19 protein-coding genes are annotated in these 15,315 nt (G+C 72.1%); 9 read left to right on the forward strand and 10 right to left on the reverse strand.

The window, feature by feature from the left end:
* Positions 1-17 precede the first annotated feature (17 nt).
* Both IEZ27_RS03670 and IEZ27_RS03675 read right to left on the reverse strand, forming a co-directional pair.
* The gene (locus IEZ27_RS03670; protein ID WP_189645854.1) at positions 18-671 is read right to left on the reverse strand and encodes a TetR/AcrR family transcriptional regulator; all 654 of its coding nucleotides are present in this window, start codon (positions 669-671) and stop codon (positions 18-20) included.
* Complete coding sequence (locus tag IEZ27_RS03675) at positions 668-1,561, reverse strand: alpha/beta fold hydrolase (RefSeq protein WP_189645855.1); 894 nt, start codon at positions 1,559-1,561, stop codon at positions 668-670. Before IEZ27_RS03675 ends, IEZ27_RS03670 begins: the two co-directional genes overlap by 4 nt.
* A 91-nt stretch (positions 1,562-1,652) precedes the next feature.
* Between IEZ27_RS03675 and IEZ27_RS03680 the strand changes: the two genes are divergently transcribed.
* Genes IEZ27_RS03680 through IEZ27_RS03690 form a run of 3 tightly spaced genes read left to right on the forward strand, consistent with a single transcriptional unit; the run spans position 1,653 to position 4,086 of the window.
* Positions 1,653-2,237 carry an NADPH-dependent FMN reductase gene (locus IEZ27_RS03680; protein WP_189645856.1) on the forward strand — a complete coding sequence of 195 codons (585 nt, stop codon included), beginning with the start codon at positions 1,653-1,655 and terminating at the stop codon, positions 2,235-2,237.
* Entirely contained in the window at positions 2,234-3,706 is a 1,473-nt protein-coding gene (locus IEZ27_RS03685) for a DHA2 family efflux MFS transporter permease subunit (protein ID WP_189645857.1), read from the forward strand. The genes IEZ27_RS03680 and IEZ27_RS03685 overlap by 4 nt, the downstream gene beginning before the upstream one ends.
* Positions 3,703-4,086: a MerR family transcriptional regulator gene (locus tag IEZ27_RS03690; RefSeq protein ID WP_189645858.1), complete on the forward strand. Its 384-nt coding sequence runs from the start codon at positions 3,703-3,705 to the stop codon at positions 4,084-4,086. Before IEZ27_RS03685 ends, IEZ27_RS03690 begins: the two co-directional genes overlap by 4 nt.
* 20 nt (positions 4,087-4,106) lie before the next feature.
* Here IEZ27_RS03690 and IEZ27_RS03695 read toward each other — a convergent pair whose 3' ends face one another.
* From IEZ27_RS03695 to IEZ27_RS03705, 3 genes are all read right to left on the reverse strand, one after another.
* On the reverse strand, positions 4,107-5,279 hold the full coding sequence (locus IEZ27_RS03695) for a hypothetical protein (RefSeq protein WP_189645859.1): 1,173 nt from the start codon (positions 5,277-5,279) through the stop codon (positions 4,107-4,109).
* Positions 5,276-5,812, reverse strand: coding sequence for a SigE family RNA polymerase sigma factor (locus tag IEZ27_RS03700; protein WP_308427251.1), 537 nt, complete (start codon positions 5,810-5,812; stop codon positions 5,276-5,278). Before IEZ27_RS03700 ends, IEZ27_RS03695 begins: the two co-directional genes overlap by 4 nt.
* 66 nt (positions 5,813-5,878) lie before the next feature.
* Entirely contained in the window at positions 5,879-6,679 is an 801-nt protein-coding gene (locus IEZ27_RS03705) for an alpha/beta fold hydrolase (protein WP_189645861.1), read from the reverse strand.
* Between the two features lie 125 nt (positions 6,680-6,804).
* Here IEZ27_RS03705 and IEZ27_RS03710 point away from each other — a divergent pair, with 125 nt between their 5' ends.
* Positions 6,805-7,392: a TetR/AcrR family transcriptional regulator gene (locus IEZ27_RS03710; RefSeq protein WP_189645862.1), complete on the forward strand. Its 588-nt coding sequence runs from the start codon at positions 6,805-6,807 to the stop codon at positions 7,390-7,392.
* A gap of 19 nt (positions 7,393-7,411) precedes the next feature.
* On the opposite strand, the gene IEZ27_RS53620 is transcribed toward IEZ27_RS03710, so the two are convergent.
* Together IEZ27_RS53620 and IEZ27_RS03720 are read right to left on the reverse strand one after the other, a co-directional pair.
* Positions 7,412-7,684 carry a hypothetical protein gene (locus IEZ27_RS53620; protein ID WP_229823178.1) on the reverse strand — a complete coding sequence of 91 codons (273 nt, stop codon included), beginning with the start codon at positions 7,682-7,684 and terminating at the stop codon, positions 7,412-7,414.
* A 36-nt stretch (positions 7,685-7,720) separates the two neighbouring features.
* Complete coding sequence (locus IEZ27_RS03720) at positions 7,721-8,950, reverse strand: serine hydrolase domain-containing protein (RefSeq protein WP_189645966.1); 1,230 nt, start codon at positions 8,948-8,950, stop codon at positions 7,721-7,723.
* Positions 8,951-9,325: 375 nt separating this feature from the next.
* On the opposite strand from IEZ27_RS03720, the gene IEZ27_RS03725 reads away from it, so the two are divergent.
* The 3 genes from IEZ27_RS03725 (at position 9,326) to IEZ27_RS03735 (ending at position 11,371) form a co-directional block, all read left to right on the forward strand.
* Positions 9,326-9,793, forward strand: coding sequence for a substrate-binding domain-containing protein (locus IEZ27_RS03725; RefSeq protein ID WP_229823213.1), 468 nt, complete (start codon positions 9,326-9,328; stop codon positions 9,791-9,793).
* A gap of 77 nt (positions 9,794-9,870) precedes the next feature.
* Positions 9,871-10,284 (forward strand): SgcJ/EcaC family oxidoreductase, encoded by a 414-nt coding sequence (locus IEZ27_RS03730; RefSeq protein WP_189645863.1) that lies wholly within the window; start codon positions 9,871-9,873, stop codon positions 10,282-10,284.
* A 103-nt stretch (positions 10,285-10,387) separates the two neighbouring features.
* Entirely contained in the window at positions 10,388-11,371 is a 984-nt protein-coding gene (locus IEZ27_RS03735; RefSeq protein ID WP_229823181.1) for a sigma-70 family RNA polymerase sigma factor, read from the forward strand.
* A 12-nt stretch (positions 11,372-11,383) separates the two neighbouring features.
* On the opposite strand, the gene IEZ27_RS03740 is transcribed toward IEZ27_RS03735, so the two are convergent.
* Positions 11,384-12,322: a LysR substrate-binding domain-containing protein gene (locus IEZ27_RS03740; RefSeq protein WP_229823183.1), complete on the reverse strand. Its 939-nt coding sequence runs from the start codon at positions 12,320-12,322 to the stop codon at positions 11,384-11,386.
* A gap of 114 nt (positions 12,323-12,436) precedes the next feature.
* Between IEZ27_RS03740 and IEZ27_RS03745 the strand changes: the two genes are divergently transcribed.
* On the forward strand, positions 12,437-13,339 hold the full coding sequence (locus IEZ27_RS03745) for an NAD(P)H-binding protein (RefSeq protein ID WP_189645865.1): 903 nt from the start codon (positions 12,437-12,439) through the stop codon (positions 13,337-13,339).
* Positions 13,329-13,694, forward strand: a complete 366-nt coding sequence (locus IEZ27_RS03750; RefSeq protein ID WP_189645866.1) for a darcynin family protein — start codon at positions 13,329-13,331, stop codon at positions 13,692-13,694. The genes IEZ27_RS03745 and IEZ27_RS03750 overlap by 11 nt, the downstream gene beginning before the upstream one ends.
* Positions 13,695-13,721: 27 nt before the next feature.
* Here the strand turns inward: IEZ27_RS03750 and IEZ27_RS03755 are convergent, their stop codons facing one another.
* On the reverse strand, positions 13,722-14,732 hold the full coding sequence (locus IEZ27_RS03755; protein WP_229823185.1) for a CU044_5270 family protein: 1,011 nt from the start codon (positions 14,730-14,732) through the stop codon (positions 13,722-13,724).
* Positions 14,725-15,315 (reverse strand): RNA polymerase sigma factor, encoded by a 591-nt coding sequence (locus IEZ27_RS03760; protein WP_189645867.1) that lies wholly within the window; start codon positions 15,313-15,315, stop codon positions 14,725-14,727. The genes IEZ27_RS03755 and IEZ27_RS03760 overlap by 8 nt, the downstream gene beginning before the upstream one ends.

The following is a 15,315-nucleotide window of genomic DNA, read 5'->3' on the forward strand; positions in this document are numbered from 1 at the left end:
GGGCCCCGTGAACGAGGTCACCCGGCGGAGTGCCCGAAGCCGTGCAACATGGCGGTGAGCCCGGTCTCGAAGTGGTCGCCGAGGGCGGTGGCGTCGGCGGCTTCGGCCAGCAGGTTGTAGTCGGGGCTGTCCGGACGCGGTCTGCGGCTGCGCCGTTCCGCGCCGAGCCTGGTCACGGCGATGGCCATGGCGTGGCCGACGGTGAACTCGCGCAGGCAGCGGGACACGCGCAGCGCGTCCGCCGGGGGGACGCCCTCGGCGTGGAGTTTGGTGAGCATCCTGACGCCGGTGTCGATGGAGGCGGGCGAGCGTACCGGGCGGGTGGCGAACACCTGGACGGCGTGGGGGTGGCGCAGCAGCGTGTCGCGCAGCCGCAGGCAGTATTGCCGGGCCAGTTCCTGCCAGGGGCCGTCCCAGGGCAGGGTGTCGACGTCGATCTCGGTGAACAGCGCCTCGGCGACGCCGTCGAAGAGCGCTTCCTGGTCGTCGTAGTGGCGGTAGGCGGCCATCGGGTCGAAGCCGACCGCGGTGCCGAGCTTGCGCATGGAGAACTTGCGCAGGCCGTGCGCGTCGATGAGGGCGAGCGCGGCGGCGGCGAGGTATTCGCGGGTGAGTGTGGGCCGGGTGGGCGGCTCCGGCAGCCCGCTCGGCGGGCCGGCGTCGGCTGTCATGCTGCGAAGCCCTCCAGGATCGTGGTGAGTGTCTTGGCGAAGTCGTCCGGATGCTGCATGAACGGGACGTGGCCGCCGGGGAACTCCTGGCAGGGTACGCCCAGACGCCGCGACAACACCTGCGATGGCGTGTGGTACGGCTTGCCGACGCTGTCGCGCCCGGTGGCCAGGCACCACGGCGCGGTGGCGGTGGCCAGCGCGGCCAGGTCGGGCTGGAAGTCGAAGCAGAAGGCGGGCAGCTCTCGGCGCAGCGTGAGCTCGGCGTTGCGGAGCTGGCGGGTCATCACGTCCGGCTCGCGGCGGGTGATCTTCCGGGCCAGGTCGCCGGCGGTGAGCATGAGGTGGGTCCCGGCGGCGATGACGGCCTGTCCGGCGGGTGACAGGAAGATCCGCGGCGGGTCGGGCAGCGTCATCGCGCCGAAGGCGGCGTAGGCCCGCATCACGTGGCCGTCGCGGGCGAGGCGGCCGATGTGGTCGAGCTCCCGGCGTTCGGCGGAGTCGGCGGGCAGAAGCTGGACCAGCGGCGGCTCGTGCACGACGGCGCCCAGCAGGCGGCCGGGATGCCGGGCGACCATCTCCAGGGCGATGACCGCGCCGCCGCTGTTGCCGAAGACGTGGGCGCGGTCCAGGCCGTGGTGGCGCAGGACGGCGGCCGCGTCGTCGGCCTGGGTGGCGGGCGTGATCGAGGCGTCGGGGCGGGTGAACGGGCTGCGCGAGTTGCCGCGCCGGTCGTAGGTGATCACGGTGAACGTCCGCGCCAGCGGCGGGACCACGTCCGCGTACGCCCCGGCGTCGCCGCCGCCACCGGAGATCAGCAACAGCGGGGGGCCGTCACCGGCACGTTCGACGTGCAGGCGGGCCCCGGGGACTTCGACCGTGTCGTTGGCCATGATCGGCCTTCCTCTCTGTCTACAGCGTAGTTCAGATCTACATTGTAGACAGCTTGAGTTCGTCCATAGGCGAACTTCTAGCGTCGGTGCCATGACAGAAGACAACGTCGACACCCGGCTCCGGATCGCAGTGGTGATCGGGAGCGTGCGCAGGCCCCGACTGGCCGACCCCATCGCCGCGTGGCTGGAACGCGAGCTCACCGCGATCGACTGGCTCGACCTCGACCTGATCGACCTGGCCGCGGTCTCGCTGCCGATGCACGAGATGCAGCCGGGCGGGGCGGCCGCGTCCCCGATCGCCGCCCGGCTCGCGGACGCCGACGGGTTCGTGTTCCTCACCCCGGAGTACAACCACAGCTTCCCGGCGCCGCTCAAGAACGCGATCGACTGGCACTTCACCGAGTGGGCGTACAAGCCGGTCGCGTTCGTCGGCTACGGCGCCTCCGGCGGCATCAGGGCCGTAGAGCAACTGCGGGCGGTGCTCCCCGAGTTGCGGGCCACCACGATCCGGGAAGCGGTGCTGATCCCGATGGCATGGGAGCATCTGGACGCCGAAGGCCGTTTCGTCCCTCCCCCTGGCACACCGCAGGCGCTGCACACGGTGATGCGCGAGCTGGGCACGTGGGCGCGGGCGCTACGTTCCGTCCGGATCGCGGATCTGGCCGGCCGGAGATGAACAGGCTGACCCCGCCGGAGCTGCGTGCCGCGGTCGTGCTGGCGTTCGGCGGGTTGATGGCGGTGCTGGACGCCACGATCGTCGTGGTGGCGCTGCCGCATTTGATGGCGGCGTTCGGCGCGTCGCTGACCTCCATCCAGTGGATCATGGCCGCGTACACGCTCGCGATGGTCGCGACGATGCCGCTGGCCGCCGGGCTCGCCGCACGCTGGGGAGCACGGCGCGTGTACCTGGCGGCGCTGGCCGGATTCGCGGTCGCGTCCGCCGTCGCCGGCGCGGCCGGCGGATTGGGCTGGCTGATCGCCGCGCGGGCGGCGCAGGGCCTGAGCGGTGGCCTGATGGCGCCGCTGGGGATGGCGATCGGGTTCGGCGCGGTCGCGCCCGAACGCCGCGGCCGGATGATGGCGATCACCGGCCTGCCGATGCTGGTCGGGCCGATCCTGGGTCCGGTGCTCGGCGCGGTGCTCCTGGGCTCCGGGTCGTGGCGGGCGCTGTTCCTGATCACCGTGCCGCTGGCGGTGCTGGCGGCCGCGGGCACGACGGCCTGGCTGCCCGCCGATCCCGCACGCGGACCGGGGGCCCGGCTCGACCTGGCCGGCGCGCTGCTGCTGGTCCCGGGTGTCATCGGGGTGGCGTACGGCATCAGCGCCCAGGACGGCCCGGCATGGGTGCGGATCACCACGGTGGCCGTCGGCGTGGTGCTGGTGACGGCCTTCTCGGTACGGGCGCTGCCCCATCCCGAACCGCTGCTGCGGATCCGCCTGCTGGGCGACGCGACGTTCGGCCGGGGCGCCGCGGTGCTCGCCCTGTACGCGGCTCCCTACTTCGGTTCGGCCCTGTTGATGCCCGCGTACGTCCAGACCCTGCGGCTCGACGGCGCCTCGGTCACCGCCGCGCTGGTGATCCCCGGCGCGGTCGGCATGGGCCTCAGCGTCCAGATCGCCGCCCGGCTCCTGGACCGGCTCGGCCCCCGGCTGGTCGTCGGCACCGGGCTCGGCCTCGCGATCGTGTCCGGCCTCGTCGGGCTGGTCGTTCTCCGGCCGGACACCCCGTACCCGGTGCTCGGCCTGCTCGGCTTCTTCCAGGGAGCGGCCACGGGCGCGATCATGATGCCGACGATGTCCGGCGCCGGTCGCGACCTCCAAGGCTCCGACCTGGCCTCGGGCTCCGTACTGTTGTCGCTGGTGAGCACGATCGCCAACGGCATGGGCACGGTGGCGGTCGGCGCGCTGTTCACGGCCCTGACCGCGGCGATGACCGGCGGCGCCTCCCTCACGACGCTGGCCGCTCCGGGAACGGCCGACAGAGCCGCGCAGGCGATCGCCGTCACCGACGCCCTGCGCTGGACCCAGGCGGCGGCCCTCGTCGTGATGACGATCGCCCTGCTGGTACGGCTGCGCTCCCCACGGCGCGCTTCGGCGATACTGGACCGGCGAGATCAGGCGGTGAAAGCAGGAGGTGTGCCGTGACCGTCACAGGTCATCCCGCTACCGAGGCGGGCCACTCCGCGCTCACGGTCGGGCAGGTGGCCAGGGCCGCCGGGGTGACGGCCAACGCCGTCCGCTTCTACGAGCGCTACGGCGTGATCACCGCTGACCGCAACAGCGGCAACGCCCGCCGCTTCACCGTCGACGCGATCTGCCGGATCAAGCTCGCCCTCGCCGCGCAGCGGGTCGGCATCACCCTCAAGGAGAGCGCCGGCATCCTCGCCGGGATCCCGCCGCTCTCCCCCGACCTCGGCCTGTGGGTCGCCGCGGGTGAGGAACTCGTCCGGATCGGCCGCGCCCACGTCGACCAGCTCCAGACGACCGTGAACGAGCTGGCCACCCTGGACTTCCTCCAGGGCTGACCCGCCCGGTCCCGGGTGGGTCAGTTGCGGCGGGTGAGCACCCAGACCCAGGTCTCGTCACCGCCGCGGTCGCGGACGGCCGTGAGCGGGGTCGTCCGATCGCCGTCCACGCCGGCCAGGACGAGACCGTTGTCGAACTCGCTGTCGCACGCCACCGCGCAGCCGACCGTCAGCACGTTGTCGTTGTCGGTCCAGGCCAGCTGCTGCAACACCACCCGCTTGCCCGGGATCGACGGCGGCAGGTCGCGGCCGAGCACCCGCCTGCCGTCGGGTGAGACCTTCGACCAGGACGTGTAGTCGATGTACCGGTCGCCGGCCGGGCCCTCCTGGCGCTTGCCGTCGAGGCTGAGCCACAGCCTGTCGGGCATGGTGTCGGTGGGCTCCCAGAGCATGGATCCGTCCAGGCTCCAGCCGAGGTCCTGGCGGGCGTTCATGTTCCCGGGCTTTCCGTCGCGGTCCAGAGACGGCAGCGGGTGGTAGACGGCCTCGCCGGTGGCCACGTCGATGATGTAGTAGCCGGTCCGGGGGGTGACGAGGTCCTCGACGGTGTAGGCGCTCTCGCCCATCTGCTTGCGGCTCTGCTCCGGATACCGGGAGTAGGCGGTGGCCAGGACCTTGGTGCCGTCGGGCGACCAGGTGAGCGAGCCGACGTCGTGCTCCAGGTCGATCCAGGTCAGGATCTGCCTGGTGTTCATGTCGAGGATCCCCACCCGCCTGCCGATCTTCTCGCCCTGGAGCACCGCGGCGAGCTGAAGCCCGGGCGCCACGTCCAGCCAGGCCCACGCCGTCTTCTCGTAGCCGTCGGAGCGGGGGTCGTACATGTGCCAGACGCGGCGCAGGCGCTCGGCGCCGTCGGGCAACTTCTCCCGCCAGGTCGTGAAATAAGCGGATACGGCCACATCGCCCGCCGCCACGAACTTCTTCGGCGGCGCGTTCTCCAGATCGGCCCGCACGTCCATGGACGGCACCTCGGGACGTACGGGCACGGTGACCCCGTTCGCCGGACGTACGGTCGTGTTCCGGCCGTGCGGCCCGACGGCGAGCACGGCCACGACGACGGCCAGCCCGGCGGCCAGGACGGTCACCGCGACGGGCAGCCAGGCACGCCTCCGTAGCGCCCGGTCGGCCAGGTCGTGCGGCACCTGTGCCTCGCCGGCCCACTCCTCCATGGTGTCGCGAAGCAGCCGGTTCATGTGCTGACCTCCAGTTCCGCAGCCAGTTCGGGGGCGATCTGCCGCAGCCGGGCAAGTGACCGGTGCGTGGTGCTCCGCACCGTGCCGACCGAACAGGCCAGCATGTCGGCGATCCGGTCTTCCGGCAGGTCCTCGAAGTAGCGCAACACCAGTACGGCGCGCTGCCTCGGGGTGAGCCTGGCCAGGGCGCCGCGCAGCACCATGCGCAGATCACTCTGATGTGTACGGTCGGCCGCCGGCCGATCGGGCGGCTCCGCCTGGACGACCTCGCCGCGCCGCCCGATCGTGCGCCACCAGGTCACCTGCTGGCGATACATGATCTGCCGGACGTACGCCTCGGGCGCGTCCACCCGCCGCCACCTGGCCGCCAGCTTCGCCAGCGCGGCCTGCACCAGATCCTCGGCCTCATGCTGGTCACCGCCGGTGAGCATGAACCCGAGCCGCATCAGGGCAGGCGAGCGCGCAGAGACGAACTCGCGGAAACCTTGCTCATCCGCAGGGTCCACGACCACCTCCAAACGTGTGAATGACACCCCCTCAGACGCGGAAAGGCCCGTCCCGCTATGCCTGTCCCACCCGGCGATTTCGAACGGGTCCTCTCACAGGCGGTCGAGGAAGTCCCGGACGGCGGCGGCGAAGCCGTCCGGGTCGTCGTCGTGGACCCAGTGGCCGCAGCCGGGCAGCTCCCGCAGGACGGTGTCCGGCCGCCGTCCGGCCATCCGCCTGGCCATCGAGGTGGGCAGGACGAAGCTGTCCGTGCCGTGCACGAGCAGGGCGGGGCATTGCGAGCCGAGCCAGTCGGCCCACCAGTCGCCGACCAGTTCCCGCTGCGAGGCCATCATGTCGCCGTGGTCGAACAGGAAGCCCCAGCCGTCGGCGTGTTCGACGGCGCTCTCCATGAAGTAGCCCGCGTCGGGGACGCCGCGGGCCTCGACCTGCCGGCGCAGTTCGCGCAGGGTGGCGGCACGGCGGGGCCAGCCGGTCACGTCCAGGACGGGGTGGGGGATCTCCGGCTGCCGGTTGAAGGCGCCGCCCTCCTCGACGACCAGGGCGCGGACCAGCTCCGGATGCCGGGCGGCGAGCTGGTAGGCGGTGACGCCACCCATGGAGTGGCCGAGCGTGATGATCGGGCCGAGGCCCAGGTGCCGGACGAACGCGGCGGCGTCGGCGACGTAGGCCTCCCGGCTGAAGTCGCCGTCGGAGTCGCTGTGGCCGTGACCGCGTTGCTCCAGGGAGATCACCCGGTAGGCGGGCGCGAGGGCGGCGGCCAACGGGGCGAACATCCTGGCCCGGCCGAAGTGCCCGATCACGGCCAGGACCGGGACGCCGTCGCCGCCGAAGTCGACGTAGGCCAACCTCCGGCCGTTGACCTGGGCGTACTGCTCGGCGGGAATGGTCATGAACGTTTCCTTCCCGAGAAGAAGGCGGAAGGCGAGTTAGCGTAACAGTCGTTGCGGTAATCTGCGTAACGACTGTCACGTAAATAGGCTGTCCCCGGACGTACTCGGCCGCGGAGGGAGACATCATGGCCAGACCCCGTGATCCGCGGCGCCGTACCGAACTGCTCGACGCGATCATCGGCCACCTGACCGTCCACGGCGTCGCCGGACTGTCCCTGCGTCCCCTGGCCCGGGCGCTCGGGCAGAGCACCTCGGTGCTCACCCACCACTTCGCCACCAAGGACGACCTCATCGCCGCCGTACTCGCCCGCCTGGACCAGCGGCAACGCGACCGGCTCCAGGCGTTGCCCGGCTGGGCGGAAGGGCGCAGCCTCGGCGCGGTCATCCGGGCGTCGTGGGAATGGCACCTGGCCGACGACCACCTGCCGCTGATCCGGCTGCTGCACGAGATCGAGGGCCTGGCCGCGGCGGGCCGGCTCGTCGGCGTGTACGTGCCCACGACGCTGGGCGACCGCGCCGAGTTCGTCGCCGACGCGCTACGCGCCCACGGCGTCCCCGACGAGGACGCCCGCGCCCACGCCACCCTGCTCAACGCCGCCTACGCCGGCCTGCAGCTCGACTACCTGACCACCGGCGACAGCAAGCGCGTGGAGAGCGCCCTCGACCGGCTCGTCGAACTCGCCGACACCTGGACCCGCCCGCCGCGCCCCTGACGGCGCGCGTTCGCCGGGCTCAGCGGGTCACGGCGGTCTCCCGTTCCACCCGCGACAACTTCCCGGGATCGCGTACGTGGTAGGCGCCGGTGACGTAGCCGTTCTCCACGCGCACCGCCACGACGCCGTCGATCTCCCCGTCGATCCGTACGAGCAGCCCCGGGCCGCCGTTGATCTGCACCGGCTCGACCGACCGCGCGGCCTCGTGTTCCTCGCCGCCAAGAAGGTGCACGAGGAACTCCTCCTGTCCGGCCCGCTCCCCGTACGGATCCTGCGGGCCGCGCAGTTCCACGAGTTCGTCGGCCCCCGCAATTGCGTGAGGGCGGGGTCAGGCGTCCATGGCCTGGTAGAGGGTGGTCCAGAAGTCGTGGATCAGCAACATCGAGTCCGGGGTGGACGCGCCGACCTGGGTGAGCAGGATGCCGGTGAGCTGGTTGGCCGGGTCGGCGTAGGTGGCGGTGCCGCTGCCGCCGTCCCAGCCGAACTGGCCGATGGGGGCGTAGTCGCCGCGGTAGGTGCGCACCGCCATGCCGAAGCCCCAGCCGCCGTGCTGGCCCTGGCCGTGTGAGATGTGCACGTTGGCGACGGCCATGGCGTGGCGGGCGGCCTGCTGTTCGGGGGTGAGCCGGTTGGTGGTCATCAGCTCGACAGCGGCCCTGGACAGGATGCGCCGGCCCTTGTGCACGCCGCCGTTGAGCAGCATGCGGAAGTAGGCGTGGTAGTCGTCGGCGGTGGAGTTCAGCCCGCCGCCGCCGCTCGGGAACAGCGGCGGCTTGCTGTGGCGGCCGCCTTCGGCCGCGTCCCACACCAGGAACTCGCCGGTCTGCGGGTCGGGGGCGTACAGCGGCGGCAGCCGGTGCAACTGTTCGGCGGGCACGTGGAAGCCGGTGTCGGCCATGCCGAGGGGCTCGAAGACGCGCTCGGCCAGGAACTCCTCGAACGGCCGGCCGGTGACCCGGGCCACCAGCACGCCGAGCAGGTCGTTGCTGATCTGGTACTGCCAGCGCTCGCCGGGCTGGTGCATCAGCGGCAGCGTGCCCAGGCGGCGCATCCACTCGTCCGGCTCGGGCATCGGCTCGGGCAGGTTGGGGGTGAGTCCCTGCGCGAAGACCTCGTTCATGATCGGGGTGCCCAGCGAGGTCATGTCCATGCCGAGCCCGAAGGTGGAGGTCAGCACGTCTCGTACGGTGATCGGCCGGCGGGCCGGCACGGTCTCGTCCAGCGGGCCGTCGAACCGTGCCAGCACCTGCCGGTCGGCCAGCTCCGGCAGCCACTGCTGCACCGGGTCGTCCAGCCGCATCCGGCACTCGTCCAGCAACACCATCGCGGCGGCGACGGTGACCGGCTTGGAGGTGGAGGCCATCCGGAAGATCGTGTCGCGGCTCATCGGCGCGCCGCCGTCGTGGCTCATCGTGCCGAGCACCTCGACGTGCGTCTCCTCGCCCCGGCTGAACAGGGCGACCAGCCCGGGGATCCTCCCGGACTCGACCGGGCGGGCCAGCACCTCACGCAGTCTGCGCAGCCCCGTCGCGGAGAAGCCGTTGTCGGTGGTTCCCATCATCGATCTCCTTGCTCACAATGCTCGATCTCGTGTGACCCGGCGCCCGCGTGGGTGCCGGGGGTGAGTCCGGTCGTCCGGTACGCGGTCGCTGAACCGTTCATGGCGTCAACTGTCGCCGACCGTGCTGACACCGGCCTGTCGCCGTCCTGACGCCGCCGCTGACACGACTCCGTCGAGCGGTCGATTCGTACGGGTCCGAGGATCAAGTACGGCGACACCCGGAACAACGACGAATCCCGGTCGAGGAGCTGCACTTCAGCCGTACCGCCGCCCGGCTCCGCCTGTCGCCGGCCCCTGCACGTCGCGCTGAAGGACAGCATGGAACGCGCCCGCCTGGCCGCTCAGGGCATCACCGGCACGCTGCGCGTCGGCATGCTGCCCGTCAACGCCCACGACCTGCGCCCCTACTGGGACACCTTCCGCCTGCGTCACCCGCAGTGGAGGCTGCGCCTCCAGCACGCCTCGTTCGTCGATCCGTTCGCCGGGGTACGGCGGGGCGACGTCGAGGCCCTGGTCGGCCGGCTGCCGATCGAGGAGCCCGATCTGACCGCCGGCCCGGTCCTGTTCGCCGAGCCCGCCGGAGTGGCCGGACTGCTGGGCCGACGGCTACATGCCGTCCCACCCCCGCTCGGGGCGCCGGATCGAACGTGGCCCGCTGGCACGCAACACCGAGGAGGTGCTCACCCTGGCCGGCAACGGGGAGATAGTACGCCCTGGTGTGGCGTACCGAGGCCGAGAACGAAGCGGTACGGGCCCTGGCGGCGGTCATCCGCGACCTCGGCCCCTTCGCGCCGGACGGCTGATCGCCGAACCGGAAAAAAGTTTCCCCCGCCGCGATGAGTTCCGGCCTCGCCGCCGGTATGTACCGGCGAGCTCACCGGAACACCCCGGCCGAGCCGATCACAAGGGAGAACCTGATGTCAGACTGTCGCATCGCGGACGAGGCCGCCATCCAGGCCGTACTGGCCGCCTCCTACAAGGCGTGGGCGGCCGGCGACGCCGACGGCATGGTCGCCGACTACACCGAGGACGCCACCGCCATCATGACCGGCTCGCTGCGCGACAGCCGCGACGTGATCCGCGAGAACATGGCCCGGAGCTTCGAGGGGCCGCTCAAGGGCAGCTTCACCTACAACAAGCAGCTCAGCCTCCGTTTCGTCGGCAGGGACGCCGCGATCGCCATCAGCCAGTCCGCCGTCCTGTTCCCCGGCGAGACCGGCGTTCCCGAGGACCGGCGCAAGGTGAACGCGACCTGGGTCTTCGAGAAGCGGGACGGCCAGTGGCTGATCGCCGCCTATCACAACAGCCCGGTCCTGCCGCCCGAGCAGTGATCGCGGTGAGGCGGCGGGGCAGCCACTAGGCTGGTTTTCCATTCAGGATCGGACGTAGGCCGTGGCCAGGGCGTTGATGGGCGGCAGTGAGATGGGGCGTGGCGTGACGGCGGTGGCAGACGGCTTCGATCGACTGGTCGAACCGTACCGGACGGAGTTGCTGGCGTACTGCTACCGGATGCTCGGCTCGGCCCACGACGCCGAGGACCTGGTCCAGGACACGTACCTGAGGGCGTGGCGGGCGCGGGAGCAGTACGACGACACGCGCAGCTCGATGCGTACCTGGCTCTACCGGATCGCGACGAACGTCTGCCTGACCGCCCTGGAGGCACGCGGTCGCCGTCCGCTGCCGTCGGGCACGGTGGCCGCGTCCGATCCGCTCGCGCCCTTCGTCCAGGGGGAGCACGCCGCCTGGCTCCAGCCGTTCCCGGACTCGGCGCTGGAGGCGGGCGACCCGGCGGGGACCGTGATCGACCGCGGCAGCCTGCGCCTGGCGTTCGCCGCCGCCCTGCAACACCTGTCGGCCCGCCAGCGCGGCGCGCTGATCCTGCGTGAGGTGCTCGGCTTCTCCGGTGCCGAGACGGCGGACATCCTCGGCACCACCGTCGTGTCGGTGAACAGCTCCCTGCAACGGGCGCGTAGCCGGATGAAGGAGGCAGGGGTCCGGCAGGAACGGGTCAGCGAGCCGTCGGCGGCCGAGCAGCGCGCCTGGCTCGAACGCTACATGAAGGCGTTCGAGCTCGCCGACGTCGAGGGCCTCAAGCGGCTGCTCGCCGAGGACGTCGTCATGGAGATGCCGCCGATGCTCAACTGGTTCTCCGGCCGCGCCAATTACGGCCTGTTCATGGAGTGGGTCTTCAGCGCGGCCGGGAAGGACTGGCTGCTCAAGGAGGTCACGGCCAACGGCGGCCAGCCCGGATTCGCCGCCTACCAGCGCGTCGGCGGCGGATACGTCCTGCACACACTCCAGATCTTCACCGTCACCGACCAGGGCATCACCCGGAACTCGGTGTTCCAGGACCCCGACGTCCATGCGGTCTTCGGCCTGGCCGCCAGGCTCGACGACCGGGGACTCGCCGTCGCCTGACCTCCGTACCGGTCATTCCTCCGGGGCCGGACGGAGCACCCGGCGTACGGCGCCACGCAACCACTGGTGGCCGCCGTCGGCGGTGTGGCGCGGGTGCCAGGCCATGCCGATCGTCAGCGGCGGCAGCGGCAGCGGGATGTCCAGCAGGCGCAGTCCGAGCGCGTACGCCGCGTCGCCGAGCGGCGAAGGGGGCTCGCCCGGCAGCGCGGTCGGCACCAGGCAGACCACGTCGCCGACCGCGGCCAGCGCCATCGCCGCCAGATGTCCGGGCAGGACCGCGCTGACCCGCCGGCTGAGCCCCTGCTCGGCCAGGGCCGTGTCCAGCGGTCCGGTGAATCGGCCCCGGCGGCTGACCGCGACGTGCTCGGCCGCGGCCAGGCGGGCGGGCGTCAGGGTTCCCTCGGCGAGCGGGTGCCCGGCCCGGACGCCGGCCGCCATCCGCAGCGTGACCAGCTCCTCGACCCGGGTCTCCGGGTCCACGTGGTCGATGGCCCCGATCTCCAGGTCGATCCGGCCCTCGCGCAGCGCCGGGCCCGCCTCCCACTCCTCGGCCAGCACCCGCAGCGAGACGCCCGGCGCCCGGCGCCGGGCCAGCGCGAGCAGCCCCGGCGCCAGCGCCGCGCCGACCAGGTCGGAGGTCTGGACGGTGAAGGTGCGCCGCAGCGCGGCCAGGTCGATCCCGCCGCTCGGGGTGAGCAACGCCTCCAGCCGGCGCACCACCGCGGCGGCCTCTTCCCGCAGCGCCTCGGCGCGGGGGGTGGGCACCATCGCCTGTCCCGCCCGTACCAGCAGCGGGTCCTGGAGCACCCGGCGCAGCCGGGCCAGGGTACGGCTCATCGCCGCGGGCGAGGTGTGCAACCGCGCGGCGGCACGGGTGACGCTCTGCTCGGTCAGCAGGGCGTCGAGGGCGACGGCGAGGTTGGCGTCGAGGTTCGGATCTGGGCTGCTCACCGGGATCATTCCATTTCGGGCAATTATTGGATGCTGAAGTTCCCATTGTGGCAATACAGGGCGGATCGGCACGATCGAAGGACCGTACAGATCCGACACGGACACGAGGATTTCATGATCGTCATTACCGCTCCCACCGGGAACATCGGCCGCCGGCTGCTGTCGCTGCTGGTCGCGCACGGGGAGGTGCGCGTCGTCGTACGCGATCCCGCCCGGCTCCCCGAGGCCGTGCGCGGACGGGTCGAGGTGATCATCGGCTCGCACGGCGACGCCGCGACCGTCGAGCGCGCCTTCACCGGGGCCGACGCCGTCTTCTGGCTGGTGCCGCCGGACGCCTCGGCCACGCCCGACGAGGCGTTCAGCGGCTTCACCCGCCCGGCCGCGCGGGCGTTCGCCGCCCTCGGCGTCGGCCACGTCGTCGGCGTCTCGGCGCTCGGCCGCGGCACCCCGTTGGCCGACCGGGCCGGGCTGGTCACCGCCTCCCTGGCCATGGACGACCTGATCGCCGGCTCCGGCGTCGCCTACCGCGCCCTGGCCTGCCCGTCCTTCTACGAGAACCTGCTGGAGGAGGCCGGCTCGATCCGCGAGGACGGCGTCTTCACCGACACCGTCGCCGCGGACCGTCCGGCCCCGCTGGTGGCCGTCGCCGACATCGCCGCGGCGGCGGCCGGGCTGCTGCTGGACCGCTCCTGGACCGGCGTCGGCAGCGTCCCGGTGCTCGGCCCGCAGGACCTGTCGCCCGACGACCTGGCCCGCATCATGACCGAGGAACTGGGCCGTCCGGTCCGCTACCGGCGCCAATCGCTCGACGAGCTGCGGTCCACCCTGTTGGGCCATGGGCTCGACGAGGCGTTCGCCGAGGGCGTCGTCGACATGAAGCGCGCCAAGGACCAGGGACTGGACGCGGGCGTGGACCGCGCGCCGCAGGCGGCCCCGGCCACCGGATTCGCGCAGTGGTGCGCGCGGACCCTCAAGCCCGCCGTCCTCGCCGCCCCGGAGGCCGTCGATGCCCGCTGACCGGACCGTGCCGCCTGTCACCGCGTTCATGCTGGTCAAGACCACGCCCGAGTGGCTGGCGATGACCGTGGACGAACGCGTCCAGGCCTTCACCACCCAGGTCGTCCCGGTGATCGAGGCCCGTACCCGCGGTGTCCGGTCCCGTTTCTACGACACGGAGTTCTACTCGGCGCGGGTCACCGACGTCTGGGTCTGGGAGGCGGACGACCACGAGGCGTACCGGCTGCTGATCGACGCGCTGCGCGAGACCCCCTTCTGGGACCGCTACTTCGACGTGGTCGACCTGCTCGTAGGCACCGAGAACGGCTACGCCCGCACCTACGACCTGGCCCCGGTGGCCACCCTCGCCACCTGACGCCCCTCGACGACGCCCGAACGCGGTCTACTCCACGTTCGGCGCGTCGTCGGCGACGCTCACCCGCAACTGGGCGCTCGACGACACCACGCTCCCCACCCGGGCATCGGCCAGCTTCGCGTCCACGACCACCCCTCGGCGGCCGAGATAGTCGTAGGTCTTCCGGTCGAAGATGTACTCCTCCCTGACCCCCATGGGCGACACCATCGCCGCGGCTATGCCCTCGCGGCCCGCGGCGTCCTGGGCCTTCTGCACCGTCACCACCCCGGGAATCGTGGCCGCCGCCCGGAACAGCGCGGCCCGCTGCGCGGCGGGCAGGTACGACTCGGTGAGCAGCCCGCCGACCCGGTTCCACGCCTCGTAGTTCCGCAGCCTGTCGTCGGGCACCTGCGTGTACAGGTGCCTGCGCATGCCCTCGGTGTCGGTCGGCAGCTTGCTGACGTAGGCGTAGTCGTTGCGCAGGAACCCGGCGCGGTCGTCGAAGTCGGCCGCCCGATCCGGACGGCCGGGCCTGCCCGTCGGCGCCTCCTTCCGTGCGGCCGGTGGCAGCGTGTGCCCCGGGTACGGCAACGGCGCCAGGACCTCCTCCTGCACCACTCCCCCGACCGCGCTGCCCTCGACCGGCAGCCAGATCGTGCGCTTGGAGCGCGACAGCCAGATCTCTCCGTTCACTTCGGACGTGTCCATGCTCTGCGACTCGTAGACGAGGAACTGGCCGGGCCTGGGATGCAACTCCGGACGGCTGCCGGCGTGCTCGGCCGCCCGCGTCAGCACCTCCACGGCCGCGACCGTACGGATCATCGGCGGGGGTGGCGTCGGGGCGGGCTGGTTCTGCACCACGAACACCGCCACTCCCACCGCGGCCGCCAGACCTCCCGCCAGCGCGGCACGCAGTCCGAGGCGGTGAAAGCCGGGACGGCGGGCGTCGGGGCGGGCCGGCGCCGACATGGCGGCCATCAGACGCTCCGCCTCGGCCCGCAGGTCCTCCTGCACGGGCACCTCGGAGCGGAAGTCGTTGATCTGGGCCAGCTCATCCATGGCGAACCTCCTCGATGACGAGTGCGGTGGGGTCGGTCCCGCCCAGTTCCTCGCGGATCTTGGCACGGGCGCGGTTGACACGCGAGCGGACCGTTCCGACGCGGATGCCGAGCGCCTCGGCGGCTTCGGTGTAGCTGAGGCCGCCCCAGGTCACCAGGAGCAGCACGTCGCGGTGCCCGGCGGGCAGCGCGACCAGCGCGGCGGCCAGGCGCCGCCGTACGGCCTGGGCGCTCAGCCGCTCGTCGCTGCGCGGGGTGAAGGGTTCGGTGACCGGGTCCACGCCGGTACGGGCCAGCAGGTTCAGCTGTCTGGCCTCGGTGCGCTTGTGGCGGCCGACGAGGTTGGTGGCGATGCCGTACAACCAGGGCCGGGCGTCGTGCCTGGCCAGGTCGTAGCGACCGCGCTGGTGGAAGGCGGCGAGGAAGGTCTCCGCCACCACGTCCTCGGCGACGTCGAGCCCGAGGCGGCGGACGACGAATCTCTTGATCTCGGCCGCGTGCCTGCGGAAGATCTCCCCGAAGACCTCGGGCTCCTGCCGGGACCGCTCGATGACGGCGGAATCGGCGGGGCTCGTATCTGACAT

It is taken from the genome of Nonomuraea spiralis, assembly GCF_014648435.1.
GTDB lineage: Bacteria > Actinomycetota > Actinomycetes > Streptosporangiales > Streptosporangiaceae > Nonomuraea > Nonomuraea spiralis.

Excerpts from the sequence above, each read along its gene's own strand:
- IEZ27_RS03670 (WP_189645854.1), bottom strand. The coding sequence starts at position 671 with ATGACAGCCGACGCCGGCCCGCCGAGCGGGCTGCCGGAGCCGCCCACC.
- IEZ27_RS03675 (WP_189645855.1), bottom strand. The coding sequence starts at position 1,561 with ATGGCCAACGACACGGTCGAAGTCCCCGGGGCCCGCCTGCACGTCGAA.
- IEZ27_RS03680 (WP_189645856.1), top strand. The coding sequence starts at position 1,653 with ATGACAGAAGACAACGTCGACACCCGGCTCCGGATCGCAGTGGTGATC.
- IEZ27_RS03685 (WP_189645857.1), top strand. The coding sequence starts at position 2,234 with ATGAACAGGCTGACCCCGCCGGAGCTGCGTGCCGCGGTCGTGCTGGCG.
- IEZ27_RS03695 (WP_189645859.1), bottom strand. The coding sequence starts at position 5,279 with ATGAACCGGCTGCTTCGCGACACCATGGAGGAGTGGGCCGGCGAGGCA.
- IEZ27_RS03705 (WP_189645861.1), bottom strand. The coding sequence starts at position 6,679 with ATGACCATTCCCGCCGAGCAGTACGCCCAGGTCAACGGCCGGAGGTTG.
- IEZ27_RS03710 (WP_189645862.1), top strand. The coding sequence starts at position 6,805 with ATGGCCAGACCCCGTGATCCGCGGCGCCGTACCGAACTGCTCGACGCG.
- IEZ27_RS03720 (WP_189645966.1), bottom strand. The coding sequence starts at position 8,950 with ATGGGAACCACCGACAACGGCTTCTCCGCGACGGGGCTGCGCAGACTG.
- IEZ27_RS03725 (WP_229823213.1), top strand. The coding sequence starts at position 9,326 with ATGCTGCCCGTCAACGCCCACGACCTGCGCCCCTACTGGGACACCTTC.
- IEZ27_RS03730 (WP_189645863.1), top strand. The coding sequence starts at position 9,871 with ATGTCAGACTGTCGCATCGCGGACGAGGCCGCCATCCAGGCCGTACTG.
- IEZ27_RS03745 (WP_189645865.1), top strand. The coding sequence starts at position 12,437 with ATGATCGTCATTACCGCTCCCACCGGGAACATCGGCCGCCGGCTGCTG.
- IEZ27_RS03750 (WP_189645866.1), top strand. The coding sequence starts at position 13,329 with ATGCCCGCTGACCGGACCGTGCCGCCTGTCACCGCGTTCATGCTGGTC.
- IEZ27_RS03755 (WP_229823185.1), bottom strand. The coding sequence starts at position 14,732 with ATGGATGAGCTGGCCCAGATCAACGACTTCCGCTCCGAGGTGCCCGTG.
- IEZ27_RS03760 (WP_189645867.1), bottom strand. The coding sequence starts at position 15,315 with ATGTCAGATACGAGCCCCGCCGATTCCGCCGTCATCGAGCGGTCCCGG.